The following is a 13530-nucleotide window of genomic DNA, read 5'->3' as shown; positions in this document are numbered from 1 at the left end:
TGCGTCATTTCGACGCGGCGTCCAGCGTTGTGAGCTATTTGTCGAAGTTTAATGTGGCTTCGATGAAATGTAAGGACAAGTTTTGTCGCGAATCGGACACTGGCCGGTCTATCCGGACGATGCGGTTGCGCTGAAATTGGGCGACTGGTGCACCGCGGCGGTGCTCGCGGCGAGTGTGTTGCCATTACCACGCATGGTTGGCAAGTCCTCTGATAAAAGCAGTTCGGCGATTTTTGGCCATGTATAAAACGGTCGCGGGCGCGAAGCTTACAAAGCGATGCGTCGAGGACCGGGCGCGACGGTCGGCATGACGCGAGCGGTATTAAAGATCGCAGACGTTTATGCCGTAGACCCGGAGAGATAGGCATGAATGCCGGAACCGACCTTTTCGGCAGTGCGATACGCGGGGACGAGGAATATGAAAGCAGTTTCGCTGGACGGCCAGACGGGCGTGGGGTTCGTACCGGAAGGGGACGCGGCGGGCAAGCCGTCGCCATCGCGTGGACAGGGCAGCCGCTCGCGTGCCGTGCGGCTTAAGGGCTTGTCGGTGAAGGCGATGCTGCGGCTTGCGTTTGCCGTGTTGCTGATCGGCACGCTTGCGATCGGTGTGTTTTCGCTGACCCAGATCAGCCGCCTGAACGCCTCGGCGCAATCGATCTACGACCAGGGCCACGTGGCGAGCCGCGCGGCCGAAGAGGCACGTGGTCACATGCTGCGCGCCAGCCGCGCGCAAAAGATGCTGCTCACCGCGACCACCGCCAAGGAGCGCGACGATCTCGGCGCCGACATCGACAAGGGTTTGAGCGGTCTCGCCACGGAACTCGGCACGCTGCAGCAGTACGTCGACACATCCGACGCGAAGGCGGTCGACCAGCAGAAGAAGTTTGCCGCTGCCGTCGCGGTGTGGAGCGGCCACTTGCGTGACTTCGTGACGCTCGTGAAAGCGCAGCCGCTCGATCTTTCGCAGATGAACTGGCAGGTCGGCACACAGGACGTTTCGCTGCTGGTCGAGACCGGCAAGCTCGAAAAACTCGTCGACGAACTCGTCGCCCAACGCAGCACGGCCGCAAAGGCGACCATCGAGGCGTCGGGTTTTATCTTCCATTCGTCGTTTGTGATGATCGCGGTGATGACGGTCGCGCTGATTGCGCTCGCGTTCGGCATTAGCGAGTGGGTGGTGCGACGCCTTGCCGGCCAGCTCGGCGGCGAGCCGGCGTACGCAAAGGAGATTGCCAGCCGGATCGCGGCGGGCGATCTGTCGAATCAGATCGCGTTGGGGCGCAAGGACAAGTCGAGCCTGCTGTACGCGCTGCACGACATGCAAAGCGGCCTCGCGACAACGGTCTCCGACATCGCATCCAGCGCGGACGCGATTGCGATGGCGTCGGGCGAAATCTCGATGGGCAATCTGGACTTGTCGCAGCGCACCGAGCAGCAGGCGATGGCGCTGGAGCGGACCGCGGGCAGCATGGAGCAGTTGACCTCGACGGTGCGGCAGAACGCCGACAATGCGAAGCAGGCGAGCATGCTCGCCAACAACGCCTCGGAGATCGCCGAGAAGGGCGGCGACGTAGTGAGCCGCGTGGTGGCGACGATGAACGAGATCAACGACAGCGCGCGAAGCATTGGCGACATCATCGGCGTGATCGAGGGGATTGCATTCCAGACCAACATTCTCGCGTTGAACGCGGCGGTGGAAGCAGCGCGGGCCGGCGAGGAAGGCCGCGGATTTTCTGTTGTCGCGGCTGAAGTGCGGAATCTGGCTCAGCGTAGCGCCGCTGCGGCCAAGGAGATCAAGGGCTTGATCAGTACGTCGGTGGAGCGAGTGGGCAACGGGTCGATATTGGCCCAGGATGCGGGTCAGACGATGGATGAAGTCGTTAAGGCGGTGAAGCGCGTGACCGACATCATGGGTGAGATTTCGGCGGCTTCTTCCGAACAGAGTGCTGGGATTGAGGAGATCAACCTTGCGGTAACGCAGATGGATTCGGGGACTCAGCAGAACGCCGCGCTGGTGGAGCAGGCTACCGCGGCTGCGAGATCGCTGGATGATCAGGCCCGCGGCCTGAAGCAGATGGTCGGGAAGTTCAGACTATAAAAAACGGCGAAACCCCGCGAATGAGACAGCGTGTCGGCGCGCGCAGCGCTGCCGATGCGAAGCTGCTGCCCCCCGCACAGGGGGCGACGCTAATAGACCAATAAGAAATCAGGGAAAGGCCAAAGCCACAGGCGCACAGACAACGTGCGCCGCGAAGGCAAACCGCTCAGCTTGGCTTAACAACAACGGTACAGGTAATGCCAGCGGCAAGCACAACACCGTCAGGCACGGAATCGATCTTCACCCGCACCGGCACGCGCTGCGCCAACCGAACCCAGTTGAAAGTCGGATTCACATCGGCCAGCAGCTCCCGGCTTTCAGGATTATCCCGATCATAGATCCCTCGAGAGATGCTCTCGACATGCCCTTGCAGCGTGCCGCCGCTCATCAACCGGACTTCGGCCTTATCGCCGACGCGAACATGAGGCAGCTTGGTCTCCTCAAAATACCCATAGACCCAGAACGAGTGGCTATCGACAATCGCCAGCTTGGCAGACCCAGCAATAGCGTAATCGCCCTGAAATACATTCAGATTGGTGACATACCCGTCAACCGGCGCGACAACCCGGGTCCGCTCGAGATTCAGCTTGGCGGCATCGAGCGCAGCCAACGCCTGTTGATAAGAAGCCTCAGCAGCAGAAGCCGTGTGAGTCGCATTCTCACGACTCTCCGTAGACACAACCAACGCGTCCATATCCGCACGCCGCTGCGCATCATCCCGCTTCATCTGCAACTCGGCCTTACGCGCAGCGACAGCAGCTTGTGCCTGCTCAACAGCAATCGCATAGTGCGACGGATCGATCTGCATCAACAGATCCCCCTTCTTCACCAGTTGATTGTCCTTAACAGGCAAATCCACAACCGCGCCTGAAACATCCGGCGCCACATTCACAATCTCAGCACGCACGCGCCCATCGCGAGTCCACGGCTCATCCATGTAATGAACCCACAACACGCGCCCAATCAAAATCGCGACGATAAAAATAATGGCTGTCGCGACGAAGCCCACAATATTTCGGATGGTCATGTTTCGACTCTGATCAACGATAAACGGCGAGACCGAGCACGCCGCACACGCAGACGAGCAAGCTGGCCCTGAACAATGACGGATGCCACACCACGCGATACAAGCCTGTATAGGCAATCACGCGGTCCAACACCCAGGTAAGCGCGGCGCCCGCGATAAACAGCAGCACGATGGCCGGCACGTAGGCGTCGAAAACGGCGATATCACGTGGCATGACGAACTCCTTCAGACGCGTCGGCACGTCCGCTCATTAGCGGTTCAAGCGGCGATTGCGGATCGAGCAGCGCGGTACGAATGAAATGCAGTTGACTCAGAATGCGTTGCAGCCGATGCCGCTCCTCGCGTGGTGGCGTGAAGGTGGCCAGCATCAGTTGAACTGCGGCAATCGCATCGGTGGTGGCGGCGAGCGAGCGGTCGAAGCGGTCCGCACGCGGCCGTTCGAATAGCGCGGTCACCGCATCGCGCATCGCACGCAATCTGACGCGCCACGGCATCGACTTCGCGTAGCGCGCGTCGGCGGGCAGCGCCGCCAGTTCGCGGCGCAAGTCAATCATTGCATTGCCCACTTCGAGCACCGAAAAGAGCCAGCGCAGGGTGTCGCGCTTGAGCTCGGGTTCGTGCTGCGCGAGCGCGTTGATCTGGAACATCAGATCGCGCGTGCCGCTCTCGAAGCGTGAACGCACCCGGCGCATGCCCGCACGGCTCGCTAGCGCCACCTGGCGGCGCAGGTCCGCCAGCATGCGGTTGCGCAGCCACGGCGTCGAAGGCGGCAGCAGCACGGCAAAGGCAATCACGCACGCCAGCATCGACAGCACCAGCGCAAGCGCGTCGTTAATGGTGCCGCTCGGATCGTAATGAATCACGTTGTCCGGGCCGGCCAGAAAACAGAAGAAGATGCAGTAGCCGACGCCGTAGCCGGCCAGCGCTGGGCGCGTCGTCATGAACACGCCGAGCAGCAGGAACGGCGTGAGCGCGGCGCACAGCAGCGGAAAGCCGTCGATGTGCGGATACACGCCGTACACCACGATCATGCCCATCACCGCGGCAACCAGCGTGCCGCCCGCCATCTGGAACGCCGTGCGCTTCGGATTCGGCGACGACGACGCTAGCGCGCATACCGCCGCGGCAGCCAACGTCAGGGTCGAGCCGCTCGGCCACGCGGTCGCGATCCAGAATGCGCCGAGCGCCATCATGACGATCGCCGCGCGCAGGCCGGCGACGCCCGCGGCGATCGCGTTCGTCTTCGGTTCGTAGCGCTCGATCCAGCGCTCGCGTTCGTGCGTGTCGACGGCAAGCGACGCATAGGTGGCCACGTACGCGTGCAGATCGTCGATGAAGCGGCGCAGCAGTTCAGCACCCGTGTCGAAGTCGAGCAGCGGTGCGTCCGGCTGCGTTTCCAGTGCGGCGCGTGTCGCGCCCACCCGCTTGGGCAGCTCCGCTTTGTACGCGTCGAGTTGCGCGGCGGAGTGGGTGGCATCCGCGGCGCTCAACACCGGTTCGCCTGATTTCGCGAGCAGGGGGGCGATTTCCTTGAAGTACGGCTCCAGTGCGTCGACCGCGACGGTCGCGCCGCTCGTGTTCGTATCGCGCAGCCGGTTCATCAGCTGATGCAACGCGTGAAAGCGCGTCGAGGCGGCCATGAACTCGCTGTTCAGACGCGCCAGACGGCCGCTGCGCATCCGCGAATCGGGGCCTTCGAACACGGCGGCACTGCGCGCCGCTTCGAAACCGACGATGTCGGCGACAAAGCCCGCGTTGGTTGCTTCGATCCGCGCGCGGTCGTTGCGGCCTGCCAAAGAGGCCGACACATACTCGACGAACGCAGAGAAACGCGCGCGCACGGTGCTGCGCATCAGCAAGCCGGCAAACTGCGGAAACACCAGCCCGCTGACGGCGCCCGCGCTGATGATGCCGACCACCACTTCCGCCACCCGCGTAAGCGCGCTCAGAAACGCGCCATCTGGATGCTGTGAAGCGGGAATGCCGATCAGCGCGGCGGTGTAGCCGGCCAGTACGAATCCGTACGATTTGAAGTTGCGATTGCGCGCGGCACCCGCGGTGCAGATGCCGACCCAGATCGCGGTCGTGGCGATGAACAGTTCCGGCTGCTGCGCGAACAGGCCGATCAACGCCAGCATCACGACGAGGCCGACCAGCGTGCCGCAGATCCGGTAGAAGCTCTTGGCGAACACCATCCCGCTTCGCGGCTGCATCACGATGAACACGGTGGTCATCGCGGTGCGCGGCTGCGGCAGGTCGAGTTTCATCGCGATGCCGAGCGCCAGAAAGCAGGCGGCGAGCGCTTTGAACAGATAGACCCACGTGAGGCCGTCGGTGCGCGCCCAGTCGGCGGCGGCCGCGTAGAGCGCGGCGAACGATGTCGGGCGCGAGCCGGGAGAGGGGGCGGCTGACATGATCGGCTTCCTTATTCAGCCGAGCTGGCGTTGACGTTGACGGAAGGGTGGCTCGGGCTCGCCGCGGCGGTCGAACTGGCTGCCGAGGCGTTGCCCTTCCCATGCGCCGGCAACGTCTCGTTCGCCTTCGGACCATTGGCCGGCTCGTCGAGTCCACCGCCCAAAGCCGTGACCAGCGACGCATGCGCACCGAGGCGCTCGGCCTGAATCTTCGCGACGCCTTCCTGTGCGTGCAACAACTGGTTTTGCGCGATCAGGACATTCAGATAGTCGGTCAAACCGCGCCGATACCCTTCGCGCGCCAGATCGTAGTTCTTGCGAGCTGCTGCGACCGAACGGTCGGCGTCTTGCGCCTGGGTTGCGAGTGAACGGATCCGGATCACCTGATCGGAGATGTCCTTCAGCGCGCCGACGATCGACTGGTTATAGCGATCGACCGCCTCGTCGTAGCCTGCCGACGCCGCGCCGAGTTGCGAGCGCAGACGTCCGCCGTCCAGGATCGGCAGCGACAGCGCCGGACCCGCGCTCCAGCTATGCGACGGGTTCTTCAGGAACTGGAACAGCGGCCCCATTGCGGCATATCCGCCGATCGACGCCAGCAGGTTGATGTCCGGATAGAAGTCAGCCTTGGCGACGTCGATGCCGCGCGCTTGCGCCGCGACCGTCCAGCGCGCCGCGACCACGTCCGGCCGATGGCCGATCAGATCCGCGGGCAGCGCGCCTGGCAGAGCGGCGGGTGCGTTGTCGAGCGAGAGCGTCGGACGCTGAATCGCGTCGCCCGCGCCCGGACCCTTGCCGGCCAGCGCGGCCATCTGATTGCGGCCGAGGGCGATCTTTTCCTCGATCGCATCGATCTGGCGCTCGTATTCCGGTACCGGCGTTTCGGCCTGGCTCACATCGAGCTGCGTGCCGATGCCGCCTTTCAGACGCCGGTTCGCCAGGTCGACGATCTGCTGCTGCTGCTGCAGCGTGGATTTGGCGATATCGAGCAGCGCGTAGTTCATCGACAGCTCGATGTACGTGCGCACCACGTTGCCTTCCAGTTCGAGCTGGGCCGCGCGGAAGTCCGCCGCGCTCGCATGGGCGGCGTCGAGCGCGCGTTCGGCGGCGTTCTTGTCCTTGCCCCAGAGGTCGAGGTTGTACGACAGATCCAGCGTGCCGGTGTTGTTCCACGACTGCTCGCCCGCGAGCGGGCCTGGGCCGTAAAAGACGTTGTCGGCCCATTTCTGACGCTGGATCGACAGGCTGCCGTTCACTTGCGGCGAGAGCGCCGAACGGGCGACGCCCGCCATCGACATGGCTTCGCGTACGCGCGCCTGGGCGGCAGCGAGACTCGGATTGCCCGCCTGCGCGGCTTCGACCCACTCATTGAGCTGCGGATCGTTATACGCGCGCCACCAGTCGGTGGCCGGCCATTTGGCGTCCGCGTTGGCGGCCCGGATGGCGTTGCCTGCATCGAGCGAGGAGGGCTCGATTCCGCGGTCCTGCGGCGCGATGCCTCCGGTACTGGCACAACCTGCGATTGTTAATAGGATCGTGAGAACCGCGGCTGCGGCGATCCCTTTCTGTACCGGAGACTGCACGATTTCCTCCAAAAATGGCTATAGAAGCATGTGCGTCATTATATTTTTTGATTGATTGGGGAATAACTGGTAAAAATGCAAGGGATTTTTACGCAATATGAGACAATCGCCTTTGCGAATCGTGTAACAATCGCTACCGATTTCGAGCAACTTTATCGCAACTATGTTGTATAGGACCGGAGTAAGTGCTTTGCATGGGACCAGAGTAACGCCCTATGGGGCTGGAGTAAGCGCTAAAGCGCTAACTCCAGCCGACACGCGAACCCTGGCCGACAGCTGACGCACTAACTCCGGATCGACAGGGAAAAGTATGGATACGCTTCAAAACATGCGCGTATTTGTCCGCGTCGTCGAAGCGGGCAGCTTCACGGGTGCCGCGCAGCATCTGAACACGACCACGGCGTACGCGTCGCGCGCAGTTTCCGACCTGGAAGCGCACCTGCGCACGCGTCTTTTGAACCGCACCACGCGCCGTATCGCGTTGACTGAGGCGGGTGAGCGCTATCTGCAGCGCTGCGAGCAGATCCTTGCGTACGTGGATCAGGCGGAAGCGGAGGCCAGCGACGCCCACGCGCGTCCATCCGGCAAGCTCAAGGTCCACGCGATGACGAGCTTCGGCCAGCACTATGTGGTGCCGGCGGCGGGCCGCTATCAGGAGCGCTATCCGGACGTGCATATCGAACTGACGCTCGCGCAGCGCATGCCCGATCTGCTCGACGAGGGTTTCGACGTATCGCTGACGCTGGCGACCGGCCTGCCGGATTCGGGGCTGGTGTCGCAGCGGCTGGGCAGCGCGTTCAGCATCGCGTGCGCGTCGCCGGCTTATCTGGAGCGGCACGGTGTGCCGCAAACGCCCGCGGACCTCGCGCACCACACTTGCCTGCAATTGGTCACACCGGTGTTCCCGCCCGACAAATGGACCTTCGACGGCCCGAACGGCGAGGAAACCGTCGCCCTTGGCCCGGCCACCTTCCAGGTGAACGTCGCCGAAGCCATGGGGGTGGCGGTGTCCAACGGCATGGGGGTCGGACTGATGCCGATCTATTCGGCGATTAGTGGTCTGCGTAGCGGCGACCTCGTGTGGCTGTTGCCGGCATACACATCGCAGGAAATGAATCTGTACGCGTTGTATCCGTCCCGGCAGTATCTGGACGCGAAAATTCGCACCTGGGTCGAATTCCTGCGCGACGAACTGCCCGCCACGCTGGCCGTCGATCAAGAGGAGTTGCGCCAGTTCGCGCGCAGCTGAAGCCGCGCCGCGCGGGCGGTTGACCATGGTCGACGATTCCAGGCCGAGGTGGCGGGACAGCCTGTTACACAAGTGCCGCGCCGCAACATTTCCTTACTTCTACGCCGCGGTCGATTTGCTAACGTGTGGTCCATGCGCTGCCGCATTCAGCCGGACGCGTTCAATTAGCCGCCGTTCGGCAAACCGCAACAACCGCAACAATTGAAGGACGAGGAATTCATGGATACGCATCTGATGATCGGCGTGGCCGTCATGCTGGGACTGATCGGAATCGCCGCATCGCGCGATCTGCTGCGCCGCCTGCGCGACCAGCAGCCGCAACTGGTGCCGATCAAGGTCGAGCGTCCTGATTCGCAGGCACAACGGCGCGATTGCTGAGGCTCTGAAATGCGCCAGCACGCCGGGTTGCCGGGCGCGCGGCGATCGAGCTGGATGTTGCATTTTTTAAATATGTTTTCCGCGATACCGCGCCGTTACGGTGCGGCTGCCGGTCAGCTGCGATTGGCGCGCCGCGCGCTCAGTGCAGCGCTTCGATCAGACCTGGTTCGTCTTTGAGCGTGCGGTCTACCTCCGGGCCCACCCGGTGCCAGCGAAAGCGCGCGGCGGGTAGGCAGGTGCTGCGTGCTAGCTGCTCGAGCTCGCCGAACTGCAGCGCCGGGTCCAGCCAGCGGCGCGCCGCCTCCGGCGCGAACACCAGCGGGCGTCGACTGTGCACGTCGATCAGGCCCGCATCTGCGATGGCCGTCACGATCACCAATCCCATGCCTTCAGTTTGCGGTTCGGTGCCACGTACGCTCGATAAGGCCGCAAGGTACATCGGTACGTCGCTTTTCAGATGCACGTAGTAGGGCTGGCGGACCGTTGCGCCGGCTTCTCCCATGTTGTCCCCGTTTGATGTTCCGGGCGCCGCTTCCATGCGCCATTCGAACCAGCCGTCCGCCGGCACCAATACCCGTCCAGTTTTCCACAGGTCTTTGAAGTAGCGCGTATGCGGCGCGGTTTCGGCGCGCGCGTTGATCGTTTGCGGCAGATGCTGCTCGCGTGCCCAATCCGGGCAATAACCCCAGTGGATCGCGTGCAGCGTTTGGTCCGGGTAAATGGCCAGCGGGTGGGTCCCCGGCGCGAGGTTGTAGCCGGGGCGGCGGTCGGCGGCGTCGAACAGCATAAGCGGGTCGGTGAGGCCGAGCTGCTGTGCGTACAGATGCGGATCGCGGTACTGGCTGATTCGACCACACATGAGCGACCTCCGGAGATCACCGGGCTGTCGGGTTTCACCGATTGAGCTATCCGGGTGATTGGGTGCGGCGCCGATGTGCCAACGCCAACGCCAACGCCAACGCCAATGCCAATGCCAATGCCAATGCCAATGCCAATGCCAATGCCAATGCCAATGCCAATGCGTCGGCACGCCCCGAACCCAACGACAACCACAGCGTAGTGCGTGGCGCCCGGCCGCGCTACCCAGATCGGCCCCAAGCCGACGCTATATCTCGACGACCTTATCCCACGCGAACTGCGGATTCTCCAGCCGACGGGTGCGCCGGTCGAGATAGCCGCGTGGATTGCAGATCACGCGCGTGCCGTTCACGGTGTAATCGAACGGCGTATGCGTATGCCCGTGAATCCACAGTGCAACGGGCGAGCGCACCAGTTCCGGCAAATGATTGACGAAACCGGCCGACACGAGGTCTTCCGCATAGCGCTCGGCCAGACTCAGCCGATGCGGCGCATGATGCGTGACGACGATCGTCTTGCCGTCGAACGGCCTCGCGAGTTCGCTTTCGAGCCAGGCGCGGGCCCGGCGGTGCAACGCGATGGAATCGTCAGGGGTGAAGTCGCGCGGCGAGTCCTGGGTGTCGTGCGGCCAGTTCATCTGGATCAGGCCGCGGAAGTCGAGCATCACCCGGCGCGCCGCGCCAATGGACTCGGCAAGCGTGTCGGGATCCGCGCCGTATAACGCGAAGTCGGTCCACAAGGTGGTGCCGAGCACGCGCCAGCGGCCTTGCGGGTCGACCAGCGCGGCATTGTTTAGCACATGCACGTTGTCGACTTGCGCGGCTGCGTCGTAGAGGGCGGTTTCGAGCGCGCCGAATTCGCCGTCGTAGTACTCGTGATTGCCGGGCACGTAGACCACCGGCACGGCGCCGTCGAAGGTTTGCGCGGCCCAGCGGGGGCCGGCCGCGTGATTGTGGATGTCGCCGGCCAGCACGATCAGATCCGCCTGCGCATGCGGGATCAGCTCGGGCTCGTCGTTCTCCAGATGCAGATCGGACAGCACTCGAATCTTCACGACAACGACTCCTGCAATGGGCCCCGCACCAAACGGCGAAGGCTTCAAACCCTAGCGTAGCACCTTGCCCGGATTCATCAGGTTCAGTGGGTCGAGCGCGCGTTTGACGGCGCGCATCAACTGCACCTCGACGTCCTGCTTGTAATGCATCGCCTCGTCGATCTTCAACTGGCCGAGGCCGTGTTCCGCGCTAATGCTGCCGCGATGCCGATGCACGCTGTCGTAGACGATCTGATTGATCGGGCTTTCCCAGTTCTTGAGGAACGCCTTCGCGTCGACGCCTTCGGGCGCCTGCACGTTGTAGTGCAGGTTGCCGTCGCCGAGATGGCCGAACGTGACCATGCGCGCGCCCGGCACGGCTTGCGCGATCGCCGCGTCGGTTTCCTCGATGAAATGGCCAATGCGCGAAATCGGCACCGCGATATCGTGCTTGATGTTCAGGCCTTCCTCAGCCTGGGCGAGCGGGATGTGTTCGCGCAGATTCCAGAATGCCCGCGACTGTGTGAGGTTTGCCGCGACCACCGCGTCTTCGACCAGGCCTTCTTCGAGCGCGGTTTCCATCAGACGCTCGAACAGTCCGCGCGCGTGCTCCTCGCTCTCGCTGTCTGACAGTTCCAGTAGCACGACTTGCGCATGCGGTTCGGCGAACGGATAGCGCATCTGTTCGAAATGCCGGCCCACGAGCCGCACGCAGAAATCCGACATCAGTTCGAAGCCGGTCAGAAGCGGCCCGGCGAAGCGTTGCGTGAGCGACAGAAAATCGAGCGCCGCATGCGGCGACGCGAGCGCGGCGAGCGCCGTGACGCGCGCGGCCGGTTGCGGATGCAGCTTGAGCACAGCAGCGGTGATGATGCCGAGCGTGCCTTCCGCGCCGATGAACAGGTCGCGCAGATCGTAGCCGGTGTTGTCCTTGCGCAATCCGCGCAGGCCGTCCCACAGTTCGCCTTGCGGGGTGACCACTTCGAGGCCCAGGCACAGCTCGCGCGTGTTGCCGTAGCGCAGTACGCCGGTGCCGCCCGCATTGGTGGCGAGATTGCCGCCGATCGTGCAGCTGCCTTCGGCGGCGAGGCTCAGGGGGAGCAGGCGGCCGGCTTCTTCGGCCTGCTTTTGCACTTCGGCGAGGATCACGCCGGCTTCGACGGTGATCGTGTTGTTGTGCGGATCGATGTCGCGTACGCGGTTCAGACGCCGCAGGCTGATAACCGCCTGCGCGCCGCTTGCATCCGGCGTGGCGCCGCCGGCCAGACCGGTGTTGCCCCCTTGCGGCACCAGTGCGATGCGATGCTCGACGGCGAGTTTGACGAGTGCCGCGACTTCGTCAGGCGTGGCCGGGCAGAGCACCGCGCAGGCCGAGCCAGTATAGCGGCGGCGCCAGTCGGTGAGGTAGGGAGCGGTATCGTGCGGATCGGTGAGCACTTGGGCGGCGCCGATGGCGCCGCGGCAAGCGGCGAGGAAAGCGGCTTGGGTCATGTTGGTCGGTCAGGATGTTTGGCGGATAGGTTACGCGGGAAGTGGTGCGGGAAGCGACGCGAGAAACGACGCGAGAAGCGCTGTTCTCAGCGTGTGCCTCCCTCGGCATATCCGGCGTTCTGCTGTGCGTTCTCCTTTGCTGCCTGCTTCGCTGCCCGTTTTGCCGCGCGCTTGAACGGTGCGACATACACGAGCGTGCAGACGAAGAAGACTACGGCGAGGATGACCTCGAGCCAGCCGAGGCGGGCGCTCAGGCCGCGGTCGCTCCAGCCGCGGACGATGCCCTCGGCAAAATACAGGAGGATCAGCATCGACGCCCATTGCAGCGTATAAAGCCGGTGCCCCCACACGCCGGGCAGGGCGAGCAGTAGCGGCACGGCTTTGAGCACCAGCGCCGAGCCGCCCGGACGCAGCGGCGCGAGCCACCATTCCCACGCGACGGATAAGACGATTAGCGCGAGCAGGGCGGCGGCGGCGCCGAATGCAGCAGAAGGTTTGGGCTGAACCTGCATGGCAAGCGCGGGCATGGACGCGGTTGTGCCGGTGTCTGCGGATGACGTGCCGACTTGCTGATGAGTGCGGCTACCGACGCGTGGGTCGGCGTTTGGATTGCTATATCCGCGTTGTGCGTCTGCCTCGCTCCCTGCCATTTGCGCACCGGGTTCGCTCGACTGCGCGCGTGCATTCGGCTCGCTCACGGCCGTTCGCTCATGGACGCCGCCGTGCGGGCAACGCGTGCGCCGAGGGCGATCGCAAGCGTTTTCTCGTCGGCAGAGATGCCCTGTTCGGCCGTGCCCGCGCGAGCGAAATGCGACGCGCCGTAGGGCGTGCCGCCGGTTTGCGTGGTGGAGAGCGCGCTCTCGGTGTACGGAATGCCGACGATCAGCATGCCGTGATGCAAAAGCGGCAGCATCATGGACAGCAGCGTCGACTCCTGGCCGCCGTGCAAGCTGCCGGTGGACGTAAACACGCAGGCTGGTTTGCCGGACAGCGCGCCCGAAAGCCATTGCGGCGTGGTGCCGTCGAGAAAATATTTCAGCGACGCGGCCATGTTGCCGAAGCGGGTCGGCGAACCGAGTGCGAGACCGGCGCATTCTTCGAGGTCGCGCAGTTCGACGTAGGGCGGCCCTTCAGCGGGAATATCCGGCTGGGTCGCTTCGCAGACGGCGGACACCGCCGGCACGGTGCGCACGCGCGCCTGCATACCGGGGACGCTGTCGATGCCGTGCGCGATCGCCAGCGCAAGCTCGCGCGTGGCGCCGTGACGGCTGTAATAGAGCACGAGAATGTCTTTCATAGGCCTCATCGGTGAACGGGTATTATAGGGGGTGGGTCCGCTGCACAGGCCATCCATAGCCATTCATAGCCATTCGGCCAGGCCTCGCGCAAGGTCCTGAAC

General features: G+C 63.9%; 12 protein-coding genes. 3 read left to right on the top strand and 9 right to left on the bottom strand.

The features are described from left to right. The first annotated feature begins 418 nt into the window (after positions 1-418). Complete coding sequence (locus P3T22_RS08290) at positions 419-2098, top strand: methyl-accepting chemotaxis protein (RefSeq protein WP_429324739.1); 1680 nt, start codon at positions 419-421, stop codon at positions 2096-2098. Between the two features lie 166 nt (positions 2099-2264). On the opposite strand, the gene P3T22_RS08285 is transcribed toward P3T22_RS08290, so the two are convergent. Genes P3T22_RS08285 through P3T22_RS08270 form a run of 4 tightly spaced genes read right to left on the bottom strand, consistent with a single transcriptional unit; the run spans position 2265 to position 7122 of the window. Further along, positions 2265-3125: an efflux RND transporter periplasmic adaptor subunit gene (locus tag P3T22_RS08285; RefSeq protein ID WP_063496756.1), complete on the bottom strand. Its 861-nt coding sequence runs from the start codon at positions 3123-3125 to the stop codon at positions 2265-2267. 13 nt (positions 3126-3138) lie between these two features. Next, positions 3139-3339 (bottom strand): DUF1656 domain-containing protein, encoded by a 201-nt coding sequence (locus tag P3T22_RS08280; protein WP_063496755.1) that lies wholly within the window; start codon positions 3337-3339, stop codon positions 3139-3141. Further along, complete coding sequence (locus tag P3T22_RS08275; protein WP_429324738.1) at positions 3329-5539, bottom strand: FUSC family protein; 2211 nt, start codon at positions 5537-5539, stop codon at positions 3329-3331. The genes P3T22_RS08280 and P3T22_RS08275 overlap by 11 nt, the downstream gene beginning before the upstream one ends. Before the next feature lie 11 nt (positions 5540-5550). Continuing rightward, on the bottom strand, positions 5551-7122 hold the full coding sequence (locus tag P3T22_RS08270) for an efflux transporter outer membrane subunit (protein ID WP_429324737.1): 1572 nt from the start codon (positions 7120-7122) through the stop codon (positions 5551-5553). 310 nt (positions 7123-7432) lie between these two features. On the opposite strand from P3T22_RS08270, the gene P3T22_RS08265 reads away from it, so the two are divergent. Next, on the top strand, positions 7433-8371 hold the full coding sequence (locus P3T22_RS08265; RefSeq protein WP_063496752.1) for a LysR family transcriptional regulator: 939 nt from the start codon (positions 7433-7435) through the stop codon (positions 8369-8371). 219 nt (positions 8372-8590) lie between these two features. Next, entirely contained in the window at positions 8591-8749 is a 159-nt protein-coding gene (locus tag P3T22_RS08260) for a hypothetical protein (protein ID WP_181448376.1), read from the top strand. Positions 8750-8888: 139 nt separating this feature from the next. Here P3T22_RS08260 and P3T22_RS08255 read toward each other — a convergent pair whose 3' ends face one another. The 5 genes from P3T22_RS08255 to wrbA form a co-directional block, all read right to left on the bottom strand. Next, positions 8889-9608, bottom strand: a complete 720-nt coding sequence (locus P3T22_RS08255; protein WP_429324736.1) for an SOS response-associated peptidase — start codon at positions 9606-9608, stop codon at positions 8889-8891. Between the two features lie 246 nt (positions 9609-9854). Further along, entirely contained in the window at positions 9855-10661 is an 807-nt protein-coding gene (locus tag P3T22_RS08250) for a metallophosphoesterase (RefSeq protein ID WP_429324735.1), read from the bottom strand. 51 nt (positions 10662-10712) lie between these two features. After that, positions 10713-12131 carry an FAD-binding oxidoreductase gene (locus P3T22_RS08245; protein WP_063496749.1) on the bottom strand — a complete coding sequence of 473 codons (1419 nt, stop codon included), beginning with the start codon at positions 12129-12131 and terminating at the stop codon, positions 10713-10715. A gap of 86 nt (positions 12132-12217) precedes the next feature. After that, positions 12218-12643 carry a DUF2069 domain-containing protein gene (locus tag P3T22_RS08240; RefSeq protein ID WP_420488478.1) on the bottom strand — a complete coding sequence of 142 codons (426 nt, stop codon included), beginning with the start codon at positions 12641-12643 and terminating at the stop codon, positions 12218-12220. A gap of 182 nt (positions 12644-12825) precedes the next feature. Continuing rightward, positions 12826-13428 (bottom strand): NAD(P)H:quinone oxidoreductase, encoded by a 603-nt coding sequence (wrbA, locus tag P3T22_RS08235; RefSeq protein WP_429324734.1) that lies wholly within the window; start codon positions 13426-13428, stop codon positions 12826-12828. Positions 13429-13530 lie beyond the last annotated feature (102 nt).

Source organism: Paraburkholderia sp. GAS348 (assembly GCF_050434205.1).
GTDB lineage: Bacteria > Pseudomonadota > Gammaproteobacteria > Burkholderiales > Burkholderiaceae > Paraburkholderia.
Note: the sequence above shows the minus strand (reverse complement) of the source record. Positions and strands in the feature narration are given on the sequence as shown.